The sequence below is a fragment of the Maribacter sp. genome (genome assembly GCF_039974175.1).
In the GTDB taxonomy this organism is placed as follows: domain Bacteria; phylum Bacteroidota; class Bacteroidia; order Flavobacteriales; family Flavobacteriaceae; genus Maribacter_C.
Genome location: NZ_JBDWJN010000010.1, coordinates 138607 through 161108, shown reverse-complemented (window position 1 = coordinate 161108; position 22502 = coordinate 138607). Strand labels below are relative to the sequence as shown.

The following is a 22502-nucleotide window of genomic DNA, read 5'->3' as shown; positions in this document are numbered from 1 at the left end:
TTATTTACTTTGAATTAACCTACTAAAACGTTTTCGAATTGAATTTGTCGGGGGTGAGTTTCGAATACAACTTTTCGGGCGTTTTTTGTGCTAAAGCTAACGCCGATCTTTAGCCTTGGTGTAGAATCTAACCAGACTATCATTGCCCATAACAGATATAGGTTCAGTCTTTGCCTTTTCGGTTTCTTTCTTAGGCTTCTCTTTTTCTTTCTTAAATACCTTTCGCCAGAGTTCTTTAAAGTTATCGAAATCAACCTCGTAGGATAGTCCCACCCCCTGAGTCGAACCCAATTGGTCTGCTAAATACTCTAGAACTTCTCCTTGTCGGCTAAAAAACTTGGCGCTCAGGGTACCCTCGTCATTTAGTAGAAGTTGGACCTCTACATCTCCTGCAACAATAGTTTCACTGGTTCCTCCAACTGGCACTCCTACCTTGCCATTTATCAGAACCCGGTCGCTAAGCTGGGTAGATACGGTTACCCCTAACCGGCTGTTAGCCCCAATATCGGCTTCGGTATTTAATTGTTGACTTTGTTCATAATTGATACCCAATTTAAATTTGTCATCATTGGAACTCAACAACTGATTCAAATAACTTGAAACAGATTGCGCAATGTTTCCTGTTATGGCCTGTTCAGTTATACCGCTTTGATCACTCACAAATGAACCTTGAGCTAGCAGGAAAATCGCGTTGCGTTCCTCTACGGTCGGATCTTGAAGCCGATACTCCAATTCGGACTGGATAATAGAATTTGAACCTGGAAATTCAATGTTAAAACCAATATCGGGGCTTTCCAGTTCCCCGGTGAGTTTAATAACCACATCGGTCGAAATACCTCTTGAGTAAAACTGATTATCCAATAAGGGTGCTGGATTCGCACTCAAGTTGTAAACCGCTTCCATATCTAAAATGGCTGCCAACGGATCTTGCTCCCAATTTATGGTGCCACCAGGTTTTACATTAAACTTTTTATCAATGATACCTCCAAACTTATAGTTGTATTCTCCGGTCACCACCACAAAATCTCCAAACATATAAAACTTACCTCTGGTGTTGATTTGCATTAATATAATTCCTTCCCCTGTTCCTTTAAGCGTGCTTCCTGTTTTGGTATCGGTAACAATTGACACTTCCGCCTCGGGTGTTATGGCCAAATCAAATTCCAATTCTAATCCTTCAACATCGTCTAAAACCCGTTGTTCGTCAAATGTTATTCTGTTCTTTTTGTCAATAAAGTTAATAAAGGAATAGTCTCCTAAAGTTGCTACATCGCTTAGCGGAATGTTTATACTAGTTCCCGCAGCGGTCGTTCCATCAACTTTGATCGTCAAGGCCTTGGTTGGGCCGTAAATTCTTCCTGTACCATTTAAAAAGCCCTGACCGTAATACAACTCCTCTTCATCGTATGCCGTATTTAGAATGAGCAAACGGTCATCATTAGTATTTACATTTAAGTCAAGTAACCAATCTTTGAAGTAAGAATGCTTTATGGTACCATCTATAGTCGCCTTGGTATTTTCGTCGACATCGGTCAATGCGATTCGCTCAAAATCAAAGGTCTGATTTGTAAGTCGCACTCTAGAATTGGGTGCAAAAGCGTAATCTACGTTTAGATATGGTACAGCAATTCCCGCATTATTCAGGGTGAGCAATCCGTTTATTTCAGGATTATTGATATCACCGTTGATACGGACACTTCCGTTCAAATCACCACGAATATTGTCAATTACCCCTTCGCCCAATGGGCTGAATGGCTCCAAATCAAAATCACGAAAATTGGCCAATAGTTGGGTGGTGGGCATAGCTCCCTCGTTGTTAATATTTCCTACTATCCCTAATTTTTCTATACCATTATCTGTTATTTGTGTATTGACCACATAATCGGTGAGATCTTTATTACCAACAATTCCCATAGTTAAATCACCTAACCGTATTCCGTTTACCGAAAAATCATCGATTCCTAGATTTGATGACGGCAGATATATGCCATCTTTTTGAAAAATATTGAGTGTACCATTTACCTCTCCCTCGAGGTTTAAACTGTCAATTACGGGAGCAATTTTGTCTAACGAAACTATTTTAAACTGTAATTGCAAGTCTTTTGAAGTTGAATCGGCCAAGGTACCCCTAAGGCGAATTTGCTCTTGCTCTTCATTATTCATTACAATTTCCTGAATCGAAATACTATCCAAAGTTCTGTTAATAATAACCTTGTTCTTCGAATCACCATCTTTGTTCAAAACCCAGGTATTGCCTTTAAAGCTAACATCCGATGTTTTTAACCCAATAACAGATTTGTTTTCTTGATTGAATGTATGGTAAAAATTTAGGTTATAACTGTCATTATATTCACTACCACCCCTAAACTCTGCTCTAAAAAACAAAGTGTCTTTTAAGGTGGTATTGATTAAATTGAAGTCCTTGACATCATAATAGGCATTGGAAAGATCTCCAACAGAAACAAACGTATTAAATAACGGGTTTTTGTTATCGATTTTTATCTCGATTTTATCCGCTTGATTACCAAACGCTAAAATACTTGGGGATTTAAAATTGAGCTTAAAGTCGCCTTCATCAGCCACAATATTACCTTTGATAAAGGTATTTGGGTCAAACTTAACTTCCGGAAAAAATACATCGACAATCTTATTGTAAATCTTAAAATTGAAGGCTAACTCCTGTCCCTCAGAAATCTGAAAAGGGCGATAATTGGTATATACCGAACCAAGTGAGTTTTGCACAAGCCTACCCAGTTCTCTTACCTTGAATTTACCCTTCAGGTATCCGGTAATGATATCGGTCGAATTTATATCGATGGTACGCGTTGAATCGGCTTCAAAAGCTGAAGAAACTTTGAAATCTTCGAAGTAGTAGGTATCGTTCTTATTTTGAAAATTCGTTTTAGTAAACCTGATATCGCCGATAATATTGTCTAGGGTACTGCCTGTGATATCCATATTAACATTCCCCTTAAAAATAGAGACACTATCATTTATAAAGTTCAATGCTTTCAGATCAGCATAGTCTACATTTGCAATGAAATTGAAATTGTTATTTCCGGAACCAAATTCAGCCAATCCTTTAAAATTGAACTTCAAATTTTCATCATTAGCGACCAAAGTTCCATCAAAAAGCTGATCTTTTACGATTCCTGAAACTTTGATATTCTGATAGGTATAGCCGTTGAAATCAACCGAATACACCTGCCCGATTACTTCGGTATTCACATTTTCTTGTAAGAAGCCCTTGCCCTCAACATTGAAATCAAACGAGGTCTTTCCCAAACTTTCTCGGTCTGTAAAACGACTCAAATCGAAGTCAATAAGCGAAACAAACCCTTTGTACTCAGCCTCGTCTATATTGTCAATATTGGTAAGTTCTAAATCGGCATAACTGCTACCAACGGCCGTATTCAAATTGACTTTGGCGTTAATTGCCGTTTCTGAAATCACAGCATCACCTCGAACCGTAAACTGACCCAGCTTTTGAAAAGAGGTAGGTAGTGTTCCCAAAAAATTGGGCAGTAATGACCGAAGTTCATAGTAACTTGTCGTTACATTCTTCATTTCTGCGTCCATGACGAACGGCCGATCCTTGCTAAATAAATTTTTAAAATTGAAGTCTCCACGAATACCGGTATTGTCAGATTGCGCGAATAACTTTTCGGCGTTCAAATCGTTTAAAACGCCGTTAAGACTCGATGAAAAGGTCACTTTCTTTCCAGATCCAAATTGACTGTACAGTCTATTAATTTCATCGAAAGCCACAGTCGATTCGGTGAAATCGGCTTGTATATTCACCTTGTTCAGAAAGTCGGCAAAGTCTTTTCGCTCATAATTAAAAACAAGATTTCCTTTCAATTCAGAATCAGGAGTCGTAATACCTAATGAATCAAACCGCATTTGTTGCTTCGTATACTTAAAATCTGTCGAAAGTTTATCTACTTGAAGCCCACGATGGCTATTGAACGACATTGCTTTAATATCAGTGGTAACTTCAGGACCTAAAATCTGAAAATCTTCTGCTGAAATGTTCAAACTCTTAAAATTCAACATTTCAACAGTCTCACGATTTTCATCATGAAGTCTGAAAGTACTATTTGATACCGCTACACTCGAAGACGAAAAAAAGAAAGGCGGTGTTCCCGGTTTACGTGGTTTACCGTCATCGAGTTTGTCAATAAAGACTTCTAAATTGGTCGCTGTGGAGTCTTGATAGGTTTTTAGCTTAAAATCAAGCTCATCAATGTCAATATCGCCAAATTCAAGTTTTCCTTTGGCCAAATTGCGCACATTCAAGATGGAGGTAGTCAACTCGTTAATATAAAAAAGGGTATCTTTTTCGTAATCTTCAATATAAATTCCTTCCAAGGAAGTATCCCAGGAAATTAAAGAAATTTTTAACTTATCTATGTTGATATTTGTTCCAAATTCTTCATTAATTGAATCGGTAGCGTACTTGGCCAATCGAGTTTGAACAAAAGGTGTGGAAAGAATAATAGTCCCCAAAACACATATCAGTATCAATACCAATACAGTTCTCAGCAGTATTTTTCTCAATTTTTTGATAGGACTATTATGTTTTACCTTTGCTTTTGGTTATACCCCAATTTTTATTCCAAACCGTATGGAAAACGAAACAATTTATATTCTTGCTATAGAATCGTCTTGCGACGATACTTCCGCTGCGGTTTTATGTAATAAAAAAAAGTTGAGCAATGTTGTTGCAACACAGAAAATACATGAGGAATATGGGGGTGTTGTACCCGAACTTGCCTCAAGGGCTCACCAGCAAAATATCGTTCCGGTTGTACACCAAGCATTGTCTAAGGCAAATATCGATAAAAAACAGTTATCAGCCATAGCTTTTACACGGGGGCCTGGACTAATGGGTTCATTGTTAGTGGGCACCTCATTTGCCAAATCATTGGCAATGGGTTTGAACATCCCTCTTATTGAAGTCAATCATATGCAAGCACATATATTGGCACATTTTATTGAAGAAGATGGCATGAATGCGCCCAGCTTCCCTTTTTTAGCACTCACCATTAGTGGGGGGCATACACAAATTGTTTTGGTTCGCGATTATTTTGATATGGAAATTTTGGGTGAAACCTTAGATGATGCCGTAGGAGAAGCTTTTGACAAAAGCGCCAAAATTCTTGGCCTACCCTACCCTGGTGGTCCTTTGATTGACAAGTATGCACAACTGGGCAACCCGAAAGCCTTCTCCTTTACCAGACCTAGAGTTGAAGGACTGAATTTCAGTTTCAGTGGATTAAAAACGGGCATTTTGTATTTCCTTCAAAGAGAAACAAAAAAGGATGCAGCATTTATTGATAAAAATCGAAACGATATTTGTGCTTCTATTCAACATACTATCGTTGAGATTATGATCGACAAACTTAAAAAAGCAGTAACACAGACCGGTGTAAAACGAGTTGCTATTGGCGGTGGAGTTTCGGCCAATTCTGGTATACGTAAGGCATTGGAGGAAGCAAGGGAATCTTACGGATGGTCAACTCACATCCCCAAATTTGAATACTGTACTGACAATGCCGCTATGATTGGCATAGTTGGTTATTTAAAATACCAGGAAGCCCGTTTTACAAGCCATGAAATCACGGCGATGGCTAGGTATGTCATCGGAGCCTAATACACAATCTTATAACGCAATCTGATTCCTATTTTTTTGTAGGAGTAAATAAATTTTTTTAAAACATGCAATTATTCTACAACCCCCGGTTAGATAACAGTGCCGCGCAATTTACCTTAAGCCAAGAAGAAAGTAAACACATTATCAAAGTGCTTCGAAAAAAAGAAGGCGACTTGTTACATATTACCAATGGAAAAGGATATCTTTTTGAAGCAAAAATTATAGTTGCGGATACCAAAAAATGCAAAGCGCAAATAGTAAGCACCGTAAAGAAACATCGAAAGATGTACTGGTTTCATTTGGTGGTAGCCCCTACTAAAATGAACGAAAGGTTCGAATGGTTCCTTGAAAAAGCTACTGAAATAGGGGTACACGAAATCACTCCGATAATTTGCGACAACTCAGAACGAAAAGTTATTAAGATAGCGCGAATGGAAAAGGTTATTCAGTCGGCCATGAAACAATCGCTTCAGACATTTCTTCCCAAATTGAACCCCCCGATAACGTACACAGAATTTATCAACAAGCCACATGAGGGTCTTTTGTTTATTGCACATTGTGAAAACGAGGAAAAATTAGATTTAAAAAGAAGGGTTGCCCCAGATAAAGACGTTACTGTTCTTATAGGGCCGGAAGGCGACTTCTCAAATCAAGAAATCAAACATGCCTATGAAAAAGGGTTCTTACCGGTATCTTTGGGAGAAAATCGCTTGCGTACAGAAACGGCCGCTATCGTAGCCTGTACAACAGTAAATATGATTAACAACGGATAAAAAAACTCCGCATTACCATTACAGTCTGGCGGAGCTTAAAACAAACAACTTCTTCTTCATAGTGGGCGCACCAAAGCTTGCTTAGCTGCTGCCGTAATATCATAGTTCGTATTTTCGACAAGAACAATAAGGTTCAATTTATCGGAGTTAGCTACCAATTGTGGGATGGAAATTTCCATTGAACCTTGCGATTCTTCAAGTAAAAACGATTTCTCTGCAACGACTACATTGCTGTTTTGAAGCGTACGGTTTCTATTTTCACCTCGATTCACATGTGTTGTACGCTCGTCAAGTACCAAAAGTGTTCTAATAATTTTACTCGATATACTGCCTTTCACCTCATAGGAAAAAGCAACGTTTTTCTTGTCAACTGTTATCTCGGTTAAACCAATAAGATTCATCGATTTCTTGTTTTTATACCTCGTTATAACATCATACATTTTTGAGGAACGTGAACCAACAAAATGTTCTTTCCCGTTGACCACCAATTGCGGCGTATAGTTACTTCGGTTGCGAAACTTGATGTTATATTCTCGTTGCTTTTCTGCATATTCAGCTTTACTGAAAGGATCATTCCAACCGATATAATTCCAGTAATCAACATGATACGACAGCGCAAAAACCTCCTCCATAAACTCTTTTTTGACCTCCTGTAAAAGCAAATCAGCTGAGGGGCAACTAGAACATCCCTGCGAGGTAAATAATTCTAAAACGACAATGGGTTGGTAAATCGATGCGTCGATTACATCTGCGGTAGCGTTATCTGCTTTACCAAAATCATTCGTGAAAGCCACCATCAACACACTACCAAATACAATAAAAGCTATAAAGATATTTTTCAGCATGATATTCATTAAATTTGATAAATACTCCTATTTAGTACGTTGAGTTATGAAGCACCTTACGCAAATCACTTTCATTTTTATTTTTTTCACCTTTAATATTGCACTCAGCCAAGAAATCGCGATTCTAAAGTATAAAGGAGGTGGTGATTGGTATGCGAACCCCACTGCCTTGCCCAATCTGATACGTTTCTGTAACGAACATATCAATACGAAGCTCAGTGAAAAACCAGCAACTGTTGAAGTAGATAATACCCGTATTTTTCAATATCCCTTTTTGCATATGACCGGTCATGGCAATGTAGTTTTCTCACAGGAAGAGGCAGCGAATCTAAAAACATATTTGATCTCAGGAGGATTTCTTCATATTGACGACAATTTCGGTATGGAACCTTATTTGCGCAAAGAACTTCTTAAAATATTTCCGGATAAAGTGCTGGAAGAAATAGGCGCCGATCACCCTATATTTTCTGAGGAATACCAATTTCCAGAGGGATTACCTAAAATTCATGAACACGATGGAAAAAGACCACAAGCCCTGGGAATATTTCATGAAAATCGTCTTGTTCTTTTATTTACCTTCGAATCGGATTTGGGAGATGGATGGGAAGACCCTACGGTGCACAATGACCCTGAACCAATTCGTTTAAAAGCTTTACAGATGGGTGCGAATATCATTTCATATGTCTTCAAGAACTGATAAAAGGCAGCATGAATAAAAACTGTTTCTTGAACTTCAAATTATAAAAATGACAGCCAAAACCATTTCAGAAGGAATTTTAAGGGCCTTAGCCGTACTCGTTGGCATAGCGCTCCTCGGATACTTTTTATACCAAATCAGTTCGGTCTTGATTTATATTGCCATTGCTGTGGTGATTTCACTAATAGGAAGACCCATTGTTTTATTTCTTAGAAGGAAACTAAAATTCAATAATACTATAGCCGTTATTTTCACCATGCTGTTGTTAATTGGTATTATCGCGGGTATTATCGCGCTCTTTATACCCTTATTAGTCAAACAAGGACAAAACCTTTCACTATTGAATATGGAAGCTCTCCAAGGTAACGTTGAAAACCTATATCGTCAAATAATTGGGTATTTTGATTTGAGCTCTGCAGAAATTGAAGAAAGCATCAAAAACTCAAAGCTCCTCGCCAACTTTGACTTTGGTTTTATTCCTAACTTCCTTAATTCCTTTGTTGGTATCTTAGGAAGCTTGAGCATTGGATTGTTTTCTGTATTGTTTATAGCCTTCTTCTTCTTGAAAGATAGTCAACTCTTTGAAGAAGGTTTGATGGTTTTCATACCAGATAATAAAGAAAGTAGGTTACAGAAATCAATCAATACAATTAAAGATCTGCTATCAAGATACTTCGTTGGATTGGTATTTCAAATCTTGATCTTATTCGTTATATACTCCATTGTTTTATTCATTTTTGGTATCGAAAATGCCATTGTAATTGCCTTCCTCTGTGCGCTATTAAATTTGATTCCGTATGTGGGTCCGATTATAGGTGGAGTTTTAATGTTGGTGTTGTCAATGACCAGTAATCTAGGGGCCGATTTCAGCACGGTGATTTTACCGAAAACAAGCTATGTTATGATAGGTTTTGTCATTGGCCAATTGGTTGATAATTTCTTTTCTCAACCCTATATTTTCTCGAACAGTGTAAAGTCGCATCCCCTCGAAATTTTTCTAGTTATAATAATCGGTGGGTTATTATTTGGAGTCACGGGAATGATCATAGCCGTGCCAGGTTATACCGCAATAAAGGTTATTTTAAAAGAGTTTTTATCTGAAAATAAGATTGTAAGGTCTTTGACTAAAAATTTATAGTTTTACTTTGAATAAAGAAATATTAAAAACTGGTGTACAAGATTTTATAGCTAAAAATATATCTACTGACATCATGTCAGTTTTACTTAAAAAACCCGTTTTTAAAGGGATCTCCCAGCAAGAACTGGCCCAACAGATAGAAGGCAGGAAAAAGTGCCAAAAAAAACTACCTACCTGGTTTGAAACACCTGGAATATACTTTCCAAAAAAAGTCAATATCGAACAAACCTCTTCTGAAATTTCTGCGGAGTACAAAAGTAACATTGTCAATGGAGATTCGCTTGTTGATGTCACCGGTGGCTTTGGAATAGATAGTTATTATTTCAGCAAAAAAGTAGGCGCTATTTTTCACTGTGAAATCGATCAAGAATTACATGAAATTGCCTCTCATAATCTTAAAAGTTTGGGTATTAAAAACATACAAACTTACCAGGAAAATGGATTGGACTTTTTAAGGAATTCCGTTCAAGATTTTGATTGGATATACCTTGACCCGTCACGAAGAAATCAAATAAAGGGAAAAGTTTTTCAACTTTCCGATTGTGAACCGAATATTGTTGAAAATCTAGATCTGCTTTTTAGCAAATCTGAAAATATCTTACTTAAAACTTCTCCTCTGTTAGACATTACCATGGGCATTAAGCAATTGCATTCTATAAAAGAGGTTCATATTGTGGCTATAAATAACGATGTAAAAGAACTCTTATGGGTGCTGAAAAAGGACTATTTTGGAGAGGTGGGCATAAAAACCATAAACTTTACTAAATCGGATTCGCAGCTTTTCAATTTTGTGTTGTCTACAGAGAAAATAGCAGCTGCCGTATACAGCCTACCTCTTTGCTATATATATGAACCTAATGCCGCAATTTTAAAATCAGGAGCTTTTAAATGCCTTGGTTTGCAGTTTGGGCTTAAAAAATTACATCCCAACACCCACCTATACACTTCAGAAGAACCTTTAGATTTTCCGGGCAGACGCTTTGAAATTGCAAAAGTTGTGTCTTACAATAAAAAGGGTATGAAAGCGCTTGGCTTGAAAAAGGCCAATATTTCTATAAGAAACTTTCCAGATACCGTGGTTACAATTCGAAAAAAGTTCAAAATTGAACCAGGAGGTAACTCCTTCCTGTTTTTTTTCAAGAATTGCGCAAATCGATATCAAGTAGCATTATGCTATAAAGCATAAAAATCGACAACCCAACTGTTTAACAGATCGGAATTTTTGAAGATCAAATCACACGCTTAACTGTCTTTTTTATTTTTCTATTTTTTCGGCATAAAACAATTCAGACCAAAGCCAAGAAAAAACAACGCTTACTCGACCAAACTCCAACGTTGTAGAAAGCCGATTTTTGACCAAAAAATTAGCGTAAAACGTAACAAATAGGGCTTGGTTTGTTATCGAACACAATTTTTTAACAACCCGAAAACAAAAGTCTCAAATTACGAAATCATCAAATATCATAGGGCTTGGCGGAGCATTTGTTCAATTTTTAACTAGAATAATGAACATTTATTACCAACAAATTGTTAATCAATACTTGTCGTTTTCCACATAATTTTGCTATTATTACCTCTTAATTGGGTTTTTCTTAACAGTTTTAGGGTATAATAACCCCTAAAAAAACCTTCTTAAGACAAAATTAATTTAAACTAACAAACAACAAGGATTATGAATCAAAAACGTGATTACAATTCGTTAAGGCCTAAAGGAAAACTTTCTTCTTTTGGAATTGGGCTTTTGTCGATGGTGATTTGCCTAGGTACTCAACTAGCCATGGCAAATACGGAAACAAACTTAATTAAGATCGAACTGGCAGATGCAGTTCAATCAACTGTAACGGGTACCGTTACCGATGCAACAGGAGCACCGCTACCTGGAGCGAACGTATTAGTAAAAGGAACCACCAACGGAACCCAAACCGATTTCGATGGTAATTTCACTATTGAAGCGGCAAGCGATGCGACTTTAATCTTTAGCTATTTAGGTTTTCAAACCCAAGAGATTGCAGTAAACGGTCAATCTACTGTGAACGCAAGCTTGGCTGAAGACGCAGCTGCGCTTGACGAGGTTATTGTAACAGGTTATTCAACGGAAACCAAGCGTGAAACAACCGCGGCTGTTTCTACGGTAAAAGCAGAAGAACTGGCTGCGATACCATCAGGTAACATTGAGCAACAGCTACAAGGTAGAGTTGCGGGTGTGACCGTATTGACAAATGGTCAGGTCGGTTCGACATCTCAAATTCGTGTTCGTGGTTTCGGAGCATTTGGGGGTAACCAACCTTTATATATAGTAGATGGTGTTCCTACTTCGAACACTGATTTCCTGAATCCTGCTGATGTTGAATCTACTTCTATCCTTAAAGATGCCGCCGCTGCTTCCATTTATGGAGCAAGAGCAGCAAACGGGGTTGTAGTTTTTACTACGAAGCAAGGTTCTCGAAGCAAACGTAAAACGAGAATGACATTGGATATTTCAGGAGGTGTTTCTGACCCTAACGTTGGTGGTGCTCCAGAACAATTGAATCCGCAAGAAATGGCAGAATGGACACATATAGCCTATGAGAATAACGCAGCTGCCACAGGTACAGCGGTTCAGTATTCACATCCGCAATATGGAACAAATGCAACACCAAGATTTCCTGACTACCTTCATGCCGATGGTCAGAATGGAGTTTTTGAGTCAGACATCGATTTAGCACAAATTCGTGCAAACTATGAAGCTGATCCAGCAAATGTATTCTTAATTCGTCCAAATTTAGCAGGTACGAATTGGTTCAAGGAAATTACTAGAGTAGCTCCAATAAGCCGTGTAAGTTTAGGTTTCGATGGCGGAAATGAAAATGGACGCTATTTCATGGGAATCTCTGCACAAAACCAGTCTGGTATCCTTTTAAACAATGAGTTTGCTAGATATACGGCAAGATTCAACTCAGAGTGGGATGTTGCGCCTTGGTTAAGCATAGGAGAGAATTTCCAAGTTACCTATAGATCGGTTGTCGGTGGTTTCGGTGGCGATGGTGGTATCGGCGGTGCTGATGATGAATCAGTTATCCTTTCAGCCTATAGAATGCCAACTATCATTCCAGTGCGTGATGAATTTGGTAGTTTTGCTAGTACAAGAGCCTCTGGTTTTAACAACCCACGTAACCCGGTAAGACAATTGACACTTAACGATCAGGATGATCAGGCCTATGCAATTCAAGGTTTTGGTAACCTTTATGTACTTTTAAAGCCAATTGACGGTCTTACGCTAAGATCTAGTATTGGAGGTGGTTATAGTAACAGCCATTTTGTAAACTATGGTTTTAGATACTTGGGTGATTCAGAGCCTCAGGCTAGTGATAGTTTTTCAGAAGGAAGTAATTATAGTTTCAACTGGACATTCACGAACACCTTTACCTACGAAAAACTTTTCGGTAAACACAAAGTAAAACTTTTTGGTGGCGTCGAAGCCCTGAATACAGGAGCGGGAAGATTTATAAACGGTAATGGTATCAACCCATTCTCTACCGATTTAGACTTCCAAAGTTTGAGTGTTGTTCAAAGTCCGAACGTAAATAGTGGTCAATTCAAAGGGGTTAATTTCTTTTCAACTTTTGGTAAGTTAGACTACAACTTTGACGAGCGCTACTACCTCACGGGTGTTATACGTCGTGATGGTGCATCTCGTTTTGGAGGAAATAACCGTTACGGTGTATTCCCTGCAGCTTCTGCTGCTTGGCGTGTAATATCTGAGCCTTTTATGCAGGATCAAGATTTTATTAGCGATTTGAAATTCCGTGTTGGTTGGGGTGAAATGGGTAACTCTAATAATGTTGACCCAAACAACCAGTATTCTTTGTTTGCATCGAATAGAGGTAGAACATTCTATCCTATTGGCGGGCAAAATAGCGGAGCAGATGAAGGTTTCGCACAAAGTAGAATTGGAAATCCTGATGCAAAGTGGGAAACCAGTACAACCTTAAACATAGGTTTAGATGCAGCCTTCTTTAATGATAAGTTAGAATTCCAAATTGACTGGTGGAAGAAAGATACAGAAGACCTTCTGTACAATGTTCCATTGGCTGGTGTAACTGGTAACTTTGCAGCGGCTCCTTCAGTGAATATTGCTAGTATGGCCAACTCGGGACTTGATCTTCTTGTTGCTGGTAGAGGTAATTTTACTGAAGATCTTGCTTTTGATATTAGCCTTACTGCAAGTTTCTTAAAGAACGAAATTACGGCTTTAGCGCCAGGAATTGATTTCTTTGACGGTCAGGGATATCGTGGTATTCAAGCAACTCGAAACGCAGTTGGACAACCTATTTCTTCTTTCTTCGGATATAATGTAATTGGTTATTTTAACTCTCAAGCAGAAGTGGATAGTTCGCCAGCTCAAGATGGTAAAGGTTTGGGTCGTTTCCGATACGAGGATGTGAATGGTGATGGCGCGATTACGCCAGACGACAGAACATTCTTGGGTAGTGCTGTTCCAGATATTACTGGTGGGTCGACCATGAAACTAATGTATAAGAATTTAGAATTAGAAGCCTTCTGGTTTTATTCTATCGGGAATGAGTTATTTAACCAATCAAAATGGTTTACTGATTTCTTCGGTACATTTGAGGGGTCAGCTAAAGGTAGAGCTGCTTTTAATTCTTGGACACCAGAATTGGGCAACAATGCAGAAGCGCCCATTTGGGAAAGTGCTTCTAACTTGAGTACAAGTGGAGCAGGAAACTCATGGTATGTTGAAAAAGGAGATTACTTAAGATTGCAACGATTGTCGCTAGCATATAAATTTGATACTGATTTGGTAGAAAAAATGGGCTTTAGCAAGTTAAGCATCGGTATTTCAGCGAACAACATTTGGACGATTACTAAGTACAGTGGTTTAGATCCAGGAATTGGTGGTGGTGCAGATACCAACTTTGGTATTGATGTAGGTAACTATCCTGTTTCACCGTCGTATCTGTTTAACTTACAAATCGGGCTTTAATCGATCGTGATAAAACTGTGATATTTGTATCAAAATAAAATAATATCTTTAACAAAAATATAACTATGAAAACAATGATTAATCTAAAAAAATTGACTGTCTTGACCATGGGGCTCCTGATGTTTGGGGTTTCATGTAGCGACGAGTTCCTAGAGGTTTTACCAACGGGATCGTTAGCTGATGCCCAGGTAGGTACCAAAGATGGTATCGAGGGCCTCTTAATTGGAACTTATTCTGCTCTAAATGGTGTCTTTGGAAATCGATTTGAAGGACCCAATCACTGGGTTACAGGTTCGATCATGGGCGGTGAAGCCAATAAAGGAACTGATGCGGGAGATTATTCTTCGATCAATCCTATTCAACGTTACGAAATCGATCCAACAAGCGGTGACATAAATCAGCTTTGGTTAGGGCGATTTGAAGGTGTTTCTAGGGCTAATGCTGTATTGGCTGCCTTGGCTAATGCAACTGACGTAACGCCAGATGATGCAGCAAGAATAGCTGGAGAAGCCAGAATGTTAAGAGCGCATTTCTACTTTGACTTAAAGAAGCATTTCAACAGTGTTCCTGTTTTTGACGAAACGGTTGCAGCGGTTGACGTAGTTACGGTTGCAAATACAACAGAGGTATATCCACAAATCGAAGCCGATTTGCAGTTTGCCTACGATAATTTGCCTTCTACTACAGATGCAGGTCGTGTGAACAAATGGGCCGCGGCGGCTTTAATGGGTAAAGCAAAATTGTATCAAAATAAATTTGCTGAAGCCAAAACTTGGTTTGACGATGTAATCGCAAATGGGGTAACTCCATCTGGTGAGAAGTATGCGTTATTAGACAATTATGCGGCGATATTTAACGCAGAGTTTGACAATAATGCCGAAGCTGTTTTTGATGTAGAATCTGCCAATAATACAGGAAGTACTCAAAACGCCAATTATTTTGATGATTTGAACTATCCATACAATACAGGACCAGATGGCCCAGGTAACTGCTGTGGTTTCTTCCAACCTAGTATTGAATTAGGTAACTCGTTCAGAACAAGTGCTGGCTTACCTTTGTTAGATGGTTCGTACAACGACCCAGCAAACGCCGTAGCGGATAATTTCACCTTTACGCAAATTGATGGAGGTGATGAAGCTGCTTTTGTTGAAGATGCGGGGCCATTAGATCCACGTATCGATCACTCTATCGGAAGAAAAGGTATTCAATACTTAGATTGGATTGAACACCCAGGTTCTCCTTGGATTCGTAGTTTCCCTTATGCAGGACCTTATTCGCCTAAGAAGTATATCTACTATAAATCTCAAGAAAATTCGTTAACCGATGGAAGCTCTTGGACTAGAGGTTACGCCTTGATGAACTATACCATTATACGATATGCCGATGTTTTATTAATGGCTGCTGAAGCAGAAATTGAAGCAGGTACTTTGGATAAGGCTTTAGAGTATGTCAACATGGTCAGAGCCAGAGCAGCTAATGCTGAGTTCTGGGTTAAAAATGTAGATACAGGTGCTGATGAAGCTAATTACGAAATTGCTGAGTATACTGCATTTCCTGATAAGGCATTTGCTATCGACGCTGTTCGTTTTGAGCGTAAATTAGAACTATCTGGTGAGGGTCACCGCTTCTTCGATTTGGTTCGTTGGGGTGTTGCGGCTGAGGAATTAAATGCATATTTATCATTTGAAAGCCAAAAACTGGTTACTAAATTTGGTGGTGCTAGCTTTACCTCAGGTAAAAACGAATATTACCCAATTCCACAAACACAAATTGATATTCAAGGATCTGATATTCTTTCTCAGAACCCTGGGTATTAATAAAGATTCTTTATAATAGTTAAAAGCTGCTCTTACGAGCAGCTTTTTTTTGTTTCTTTCCCACTGTTCATGCATCTTTGTAAACAAAGCAAAATGAAAATTTCATACGCCAAATGAATACCAAAAAAAATCTTATTTACCGCTTTTTAATTGCTAGTATGGCCATGGCAACTTGTATGGTTGGCTGCAAAGAAAAAGCACCTACTACCCTATTTACAAAAGTAGACACTGCACTATCTGGTTTAGCATTCAATAACCAGTTGACGGAGAATGATTCCATTAATATCTTAGATAATGAATTTGTTTACAATGGTGCTGGGGTAGCCCTTGGCGATGTGAATGGTGATGGCCTTGATGATGTATTTCTTGCCGGAAATCAGGTCGACAACAAACTATTTTTAAATGCTGGGGAACTAAAGTTTCAAGATATCTCTCAAAAAGCACGAATTCAAAAACCAGACACCCTAATGTGGTCATCTGGTGTTTCGCTGATCGATATCAATAATGATGGCCTACTAGACATCTATGTTTGCAATACCTTCAGAAAAGCCGCCGCCCAGCGCGAAAACCTCTTGTATATCAACCAAGGCAATGATAAAGAAGGTATACCATCATTTAAAGAGATGGCAGCGGAATATGGAATAAACGATAGTACGTATTCTTCTCATGCCCAATTCGTAGATTACGATAGAGATGGTGACTTAGACCTGTTTGTTGGTGTTAATCGTATTGACGGTATTAGTCCCACCGAATTTCGTCCATCTGAAGATGATGGTACCTCCAAAAGCCGAGACGTTCTTTACGAAAATATGCATAGCGATAGTCTTCCCCATCCCAAGTTTGCGGAGGTATCTGAAAAAGCTGGTATTCGGTATCACGGTTATAGTCATAGTACCTTAGTACATGATTTTAATCAAGATGGATGGCCAGATATTTATGTAGCAAATGACTTTTTGAGCAACGATTTAGTGTATATCAACAATCAAAACGGAACGTTCACGAATCGTGCCGGTGATATTTTCAAACACTTCAGCCTTTCGTCAATGGGAAGCGACATTGCTGACATTGATAATAATGGCCGTATGGATATCTATACCACCGAGATGCAACCCTATTACAACAAGCGTAAAAAATTGTTTCAAGGCCCAAGCAGTTATTCCAAGGAGATCTTTACACGTAAGTATAATTTTGAATACCAATATACCCGTAACACCCTTCAAGTGAACCAAGGCAAGAATCCAGAAACACAATTACCTGTATTTGCCGATATTGGAATGTATGCAGGTATACAAGAGACTGATTGGAGTTGGGCGCCGTTGTTTGCGGATTATGACAATGATGGCTGGCAAGATCTTTTTATCACCAATGGATTTCCAAAAGATGTCACTGACCGTGATTTTGGCGATTTTCGTATAACAGCTAGTAGATTGGTAAGTAAGGAAAAATTAATCGCCGCAATTCCTGAAATAAAAATACCCAACTTCATTTTTAGAAACAATGGAGATGCAACCTTCGATGATTTTACGGCAGCATGGGGATTAAATTTTGGCACTTTCTCTAGCGGTGCAGCCTATGGCGACCTTGACAATGATGGAGACCTTGATTTGGTTGTCAACAACATAAATGACCCAGCTCTTTTGCTCGAAAATAATTCGGCTGTCAATGACCTTCATTACGTAAGACTCAAATTAAAGGGAACCAAAAAAAATGTCTCAGCAATTGGTGCAGAAGTAGAAATTTACGCGGGTGAACGCTCGCAAAAAAAATCGATTCTTTCAGGAAGGGGTTATCTCTCACAACCAGAGCAAACATTACATTTCGGACTGGGTGACCAAATTAAGGTAGACAGCGTTCAAATTACGTGGCCCGATGGAAATCGACAAAACCTTAGCGCAATTGCAATTGACACCACGCTGTTAATTACATACGAGCCTGATGTTTCCCCAGCGAATGAAATTCGCGACAAAGGTAAATCAATGCTAATGCAGGAAGTTGCCAAAACGTATGGCCTAGAGCACCACGTAAGAGATATTGATTTTATTGATTTTAACTTCCAACGTACCTTACCGCATAAATTCTCTCAATTCGGACCGTCTCTTGCTGTTGGCGATGTAAATAATGATGGTTTAGATGACTTTTTTGTAGCGGCAAGTAGAAATTTTAAAGAAACTTGGTTCTTACAACAAAAAGATGGCGCTTTTCTAAAACAGGAAGTGGCTTATAAAAAGAACGAAAAGCTGGAAGAAGAAGATGCGGGCACCTTATTATTTGACGCTGACAATGATGGAGACCTAGACCTCTACCTTGCCAGGGGTTGCGGACAATACCCTAAAGATGACCCGTACTACAAAGACCTGCTGCTCATCAATGATGGCCAAGGAAAATTCAAACCAGCCCCTAACGGTCTTCCCGATATTCGCATTAACTCCTCTACTGTAAAAGCGGCTGATTTTGATAACGATGGAGATCTAGATCTTTTTGTAGGTAGTCGGGTCGAACCCTATGCCTATCCCATGGCAGAACGATCTTATATTCTTAGAAATGAGAGTACTGAAAACAATATCAGTTTTGTAGATGCTACCGACGAAGTCTCTAAGCAGTTGCTATCTCCAGGTTTGATATGTGATGCTCTTTGGACCGATTTTAACGGTGATTTCTGGCCAGATCTCATACTTGCCAGTGAATGGGCGCCCATTCGGTTTTTTGAAAATAACAAGGGCGTTTTAAATGAAATTACTGAGGAAAGCGGAATTTCTGAAAACTTAGGATGGTGGAACAGCCTCGCAGCGGCTGATATCGATAATGATGGAGATATGGATTATATAGCGGGCAATTATGGCCGCAATATCAATTTTCAAGGAAGTAAAGAAGAACCCGTTCGAGTCTATGCCAAGGACTTAGACCAAAATGGTACCATTGATCCTCTTATTTCTTATTATTTAAGAGACAGTGTCGGCACACGAAAAGAATATTTATACCACCCATGGCAAGACGTCACCAAACAATATGTTGGTATTCGCAAGAAATTCAATTCGTTTGGCGCGTTTGGCGCCTCCACCCTACCTGAAATGTTCTCAGACGGCCTGTTAGAAGATGCAAAGGTATTGTCTTTCAATTACATGCAATCGGTATGGATTGAAAATATGGGCAATGGCACATTTATGACACATGCGTTGCCTACAGCGGCACAAATAGGTCCTATTTTCGGAATTCTTCCAAAACATTTAGATGATGATAACAACATTGATCTGTTGCTTGTGGGTAATGATTACGGTATGGAAGTGCAGCAAGGTAGAGCAGACGCTTTGATCGGTTTGGCCTTGAAAAACACTGGAGATGGCAGTTTTAATGCGATTCCCATTGAAGAAAGCAATTTCTATGTCCCTGGAGATGGTAAAAGTTTAGTTTCTTTATCACTTGGAAATGATAAATCAATAATCATCGCTTCCCAAAATAATGATTCCTTACGTGTTTACGAACCCAAAAAGAGCGATTTAGAAAAAGTATTACGTCTGCAACCCAATGAAGTGAAAGCATTAATTCTGTATCAGGATAAAAACACTCAATTGAGTGAATTTTACTGGGGAAACACTTTTCAATCACAGTCAAGTAGAACAATTTCTGTAAACGATAAGGCTACGGAAGTGCAATTTTTTGATAATAACGGCAAAGAAACTAGAAAAATCAGTTACTGATAAAACTGGAAGCCGGCAGTTGCGCCCCATTAAAAAGATTAGGTAATGCGGTATTGTTCCATGCGAATCGAACTTTAAGGGGTTCTTTTACCTCTTTGGCCGTTAGCATAACTTTATCATTCTTGATCTGGGCTTTTGCGGTATAAAAAGTACCATCCGCTCCTGCTATTTCGAAATGTGTCCCTTTTTTTCCTAGAAAGTTCAAACCCTCAGCATAATCAAAAGTCACTTCGACCTTACGACCTGAAACCCTGATTTCTTTAAACAAAGGTCCATATATCTCATCTTGATAACTGTCATATTGCTCTTTTAAGGCAATATTAGCCAATCGGAGTCCGACATCTTGTTTATTTGTTGGGTGTATATCATCAACGGTACAAATGTCGCTAACCACCACCATCGCAGTATTCGGGCTTTTCAATGCCTTGCGCTGTGCATCTCTAACCAAAACTCCCTGTTCTGGCTCACCATACTTGAAAGGAGCGATTTGAACATAATAAAACGGAAAATCATAACCCCAGTTTTTACGCCATGAAGTAATCATGGTCGAAAATAATTCCGTGTAGCTTTCGTTGTTCGCTGTATTCGATTCTCCCTGATACCATAAAGTACCTGCAATGTTAAATTGCCGTATCGGATGAATCATGGCATTATATAATATGGAGGGCATAACAGGTGCCCAAGGGTTTTCTTTAATCTTCTTTGCTTGTTCTTTTAAATAGGTATGCTCTTCGAAAACCGATGCAGGGGTCCATACTTCTGCACTTGTCGCCCCCCAAGCAGTATCAATGATCCCTATTGGAATATCCATTTTTTGTTGAAGACGACGAGCAAAGAAATAGCCAACCGCTGTAAAATCTTGCATCGATTCTGGGGTACATTCCACCCAGGTACCTCCAAGGTTATCTTGTTCGGTTTCAGCAGTTCTTTTCGCAACAGTATAAAACCGAATATTTGGGTAGTTCGCGTTCTTAATTTCCTCGGTGGCATTATCAATGCCGTTATTGGCACTCCATTCCATATTCGATTGCCCCGAGCAGAGCCAAACCTCTCCTATCAGAATATTGCGCAATACGATTTCATTCGATTTTCCCTGCACCTGTATCGTATAAGGTCCTCCTGCATCTGGAGTTGAAACTTGAAGCCGCCATTTGGTAGTCAAAGGTGTGGTTACCTTATACTGCATATTGTTCCAACTGGTAATTATGGTTACTTCTTCGTTCAAAGCGCCCCAACCCCAGAGCATTACCTCTGTGTTTCGCTGCAACACCATATGATCAGTAAAAATATTAGATAAAACCACTTCGGCCCGAACTAGCGTACCCACTAGCATCAAAACAGTTCCTAAAAACCAAACCTTCTTTTTCATATCAATGCTCCCCTTTATGTTTGTAATCTCCGAAGCGATATTTTACGGTTCGCTTTAAAGGGATGTTCATACCGTTGGTCTTTTCCAACCAATCATAGATTGCGGCAGACATTGACTTAGCGATTTCTTGTTTGTCAGGATCTGCAATCAAATTATGCATTTCATCCGGATCGTTTTTCAGGTCGTATAACTCATTTCTATCCCAAATACCTTGAAATTTCATGTATTTATATTGGTCGGTACGCATACCAAATACGGTAGGTGTCATTGGAAAATCATATTCCCAGTAATATTCGTAAAAAACTTCTTTCCTAGACTCAGCACCACTATCTCCGGTCAAAATGGGAATAAAAGAAACGCCAGGCATGTTTTCGGGTTGTTTTACTCCAGCCTCGGCTAAAACTGTAGGTCCTATATCAATATTCTGTACCATTTGCTCGGGTGTAATCCCTCCTTCAAACAACTCAGGACATCTTACCAAAAGTGGCACTTTCACAGATTCTTCATAAAAATGACGTTTATCGATCAAGCCGTGTTCTCCCCAACTAAAACCATTGTCGCCCATGTAAATCACCAGAGTAGATTCATCTAAACCTTCGCTTTTTAAATATTCCATTACGGTTCCCACACTTTCATCAACGCCTAATAAAGTCTCACAATAATCCACAACCATTTCATGTATATCGCGATTGTCGTGATACATATAATCTACCCCGTGCCAACTAATACGCTGATCAGCAACCCATTGAGGCCATTTCAAATCGCGGTAGGCACCTGTTTTTGTTTGATCATAGGTAGCAGGCAATGCAATTCGTTTTCCTTTGTATTTTCCTTTATGACGTCGCGCTGGCTTAAACCCGGCATGTACCGCTTTGTGTGATAAATACATAAAAAATGGTTTTTTCTTATCACGCGAATCCAACCAATCTACCGCATGTTCGGTCAGTAAATCTGTTATGTAGGTAGAGTCTTGGTATTTCACTCGTTTACCATTAATGTTCAAGGTAGGATTGTAATAAACCCCTTGCCCTGGAAAACTTTCCCAATGCGTAAACCCGGGTTGGGGTTCATCGCCATGATCACCCATATGCCATTTTCCAAAGAAACCAGTTTGATACCCCGCTTTTTCGAGGTATTGTGGGAAATAGGTCAAATTACCCGGATCTGGGGCTTGGTTATCCACGATAGTATGTGCGTGCGAAAACTGCCCGGTTAGAATGGAAGCCCTACTCGGAGAACACAATGAGGTGGTAACGAACGTATTTGGCAAATAAGCACCTTCACTAGCCAACCTATCCATATTGGGGGTTTCCAACCAGGGTACCTTTCCGGTAAAACCCATATAATCAAAGCGATGATCGTCGGTAAGGATAAAAATTACGTTTCTGGGTTTCTTTTTCTTAGCAGCTACGGGTTCGGTATCGGCATAAATCTTTCCGACGAAAGAACAAAAGAGAAAAAGGGTTGCAATTTTCAGGATATGCATGCGTATTTATTTTTAGGTTTTAGCTTGGGTTGAAAATACTAA

At 39.1% G+C, this 22502-nt stretch carries 12 protein-coding genes; 8 read left to right on the top strand and 4 right to left on the bottom strand.

What is annotated here, in order from left to right; genetic code table 11:
* Positions 1 to 96 precede the first annotated feature (96 nt).
* Complete coding sequence (locus ABJN95_RS09805; protein ID WP_348370216.1) at positions 97 to 4560, bottom strand: translocation/assembly module TamB domain-containing protein; 4464 nt, start codon at positions 4558 to 4560, stop codon at positions 97 to 99.
* Positions 4561 to 4627: 67 nt separating this feature from the next.
* Here ABJN95_RS09805 and tsaD point away from each other — a divergent pair, with 67 nt between their 5' ends.
* Both tsaD and ABJN95_RS09795 read left to right on the top strand, forming a co-directional pair.
* Positions 4628 to 5656, top strand: a complete 1029-nt coding sequence (tsaD, locus tag ABJN95_RS09800) for a tRNA (adenosine(37)-N6)-threonylcarbamoyltransferase complex transferase subunit TsaD (RefSeq protein WP_348370215.1) — start codon at positions 4628 to 4630, stop codon at positions 5654 to 5656.
* A 65-nt stretch (positions 5657 to 5721) separates the two neighbouring features.
* Entirely contained in the window at positions 5722 to 6429 is a 708-nt protein-coding gene (locus ABJN95_RS09795) for a 16S rRNA (uracil(1498)-N(3))-methyltransferase (protein ID WP_348370214.1), read from the top strand.
* Positions 6430 to 6485: 56 nt separating this feature from the next.
* On the opposite strand, the gene ABJN95_RS09790 is transcribed toward ABJN95_RS09795, so the two are convergent.
* Complete coding sequence (locus ABJN95_RS09790) at positions 6486 to 7274, bottom strand: DUF1223 domain-containing protein (RefSeq protein WP_348370213.1); 789 nt, start codon at positions 7272 to 7274, stop codon at positions 6486 to 6488.
* A gap of 46 nt (positions 7275 to 7320) precedes the next feature.
* Here ABJN95_RS09790 and ABJN95_RS09785 point away from each other — a divergent pair, with 46 nt between their 5' ends.
* The 6 genes from ABJN95_RS09785 (at position 7321) to ABJN95_RS09760 (ending at position 19605) form a co-directional block, all read left to right on the top strand.
* Positions 7321 to 7971 carry a DUF4159 domain-containing protein gene (locus ABJN95_RS09785; protein WP_348370212.1) on the top strand — a complete coding sequence of 217 codons (651 nt, stop codon included), beginning with the start codon at positions 7321 to 7323 and terminating at the stop codon, positions 7969 to 7971.
* A 49-nt stretch (positions 7972 to 8020) separates the two neighbouring features.
* Positions 8021 to 9109, top strand: coding sequence for an AI-2E family transporter (locus ABJN95_RS09780; RefSeq protein ID WP_348370211.1), 1089 nt, complete (start codon positions 8021 to 8023; stop codon positions 9107 to 9109).
* Between the two features lie 73 nt (positions 9110 to 9182).
* Positions 9183 to 10295, top strand: a complete 1113-nt coding sequence (locus ABJN95_RS09775; RefSeq protein ID WP_348370210.1) for a class I SAM-dependent methyltransferase — start codon at positions 9183 to 9185, stop codon at positions 10293 to 10295.
* A gap of 486 nt (positions 10296 to 10781) precedes the next feature.
* On the top strand, positions 10782 to 14093 hold the full coding sequence (locus tag ABJN95_RS09770; protein WP_348370209.1) for a TonB-dependent receptor: 3312 nt from the start codon (positions 10782 to 10784) through the stop codon (positions 14091 to 14093).
* Between the two features lie 65 nt (positions 14094 to 14158).
* Positions 14159 to 15910, top strand: a complete 1752-nt coding sequence (locus ABJN95_RS09765) for a RagB/SusD family nutrient uptake outer membrane protein (protein ID WP_348370208.1) — start codon at positions 14159 to 14161, stop codon at positions 15908 to 15910.
* 113 nt (positions 15911 to 16023) lie between these two features.
* Positions 16024 to 19605 carry a VCBS repeat-containing protein gene (locus ABJN95_RS09760; protein ID WP_348370207.1) on the top strand — a complete coding sequence of 1194 codons (3582 nt, stop codon included), beginning with the start codon at positions 16024 to 16026 and terminating at the stop codon, positions 19603 to 19605.
* Here ABJN95_RS09760 and ABJN95_RS09755 read toward each other — a convergent pair.
* Together ABJN95_RS09755 and ABJN95_RS09750 are read right to left on the bottom strand one after the other, a co-directional pair.
* Positions 19595 to 20974 carry a sialate O-acetylesterase gene (locus ABJN95_RS09755; protein ID WP_348370206.1) on the bottom strand — a complete coding sequence of 460 codons (1380 nt, stop codon included), beginning with the start codon at positions 20972 to 20974 and terminating at the stop codon, positions 19595 to 19597. The genes ABJN95_RS09760 and ABJN95_RS09755 overlap by 11 nt on opposite strands.
* A gap of 1 nt (position 20975) precedes the next feature.
* Complete coding sequence (locus ABJN95_RS09750; RefSeq protein ID WP_348370205.1) at positions 20976 to 22460, bottom strand: sulfatase; 1485 nt, start codon at positions 22458 to 22460, stop codon at positions 20976 to 20978.
* Positions 22461 to 22502: the final 42 nt, after the last annotated feature.

Excerpts from the sequence above, each read along its gene's own strand:
- ABJN95_RS09795 (WP_348370214.1), top strand. The coding sequence starts at position 5,722 with ATGCAATTATTCTACAACCCCCGGTTAGATAACAGTGCCGCGCAATTT.
- ABJN95_RS09775 (WP_348370210.1), top strand. The coding sequence starts at position 9,183 with ATGTCAGTTTTACTTAAAAAACCCGTTTTTAAAGGGATCTCCCAGCAA.
- ABJN95_RS09785 (WP_348370212.1), top strand. The coding sequence starts at position 7,321 with ATGAAGCACCTTACGCAAATCACTTTCATTTTTATTTTTTTCACCTTT.
- ABJN95_RS09765 (WP_348370208.1), top strand. The coding sequence starts at position 14,159 with ATGAAAACAATGATTAATCTAAAAAAATTGACTGTCTTGACCATGGGG.
- tsaD (WP_348370215.1), top strand. The coding sequence starts at position 4,628 with ATGGAAAACGAAACAATTTATATTCTTGCTATAGAATCGTCTTGCGAC.
- ABJN95_RS09790 (WP_348370213.1), bottom strand. The coding sequence starts at position 7,274 with ATGCTGAAAAATATCTTTATAGCTTTTATTGTATTTGGTAGTGTGTTG.
- ABJN95_RS09780 (WP_348370211.1), top strand. The coding sequence starts at position 8,021 with ATGACAGCCAAAACCATTTCAGAAGGAATTTTAAGGGCCTTAGCCGTA.
- ABJN95_RS09770 (WP_348370209.1), top strand. The coding sequence starts at position 10,782 with ATGAATCAAAAACGTGATTACAATTCGTTAAGGCCTAAAGGAAAACTT.
- ABJN95_RS09755 (WP_348370206.1), bottom strand. The coding sequence starts at position 20,974 with ATGAAAAAGAAGGTTTGGTTTTTAGGAACTGTTTTGATGCTAGTGGGT.
- ABJN95_RS09760 (WP_348370207.1), top strand. The coding sequence starts at position 16,024 with ATGAATACCAAAAAAAATCTTATTTACCGCTTTTTAATTGCTAGTATG.
- ABJN95_RS09750 (WP_348370205.1), bottom strand. The coding sequence starts at position 22,460 with ATGCATATCCTGAAAATTGCAACCCTTTTTCTCTTTTGTTCTTTCGTC.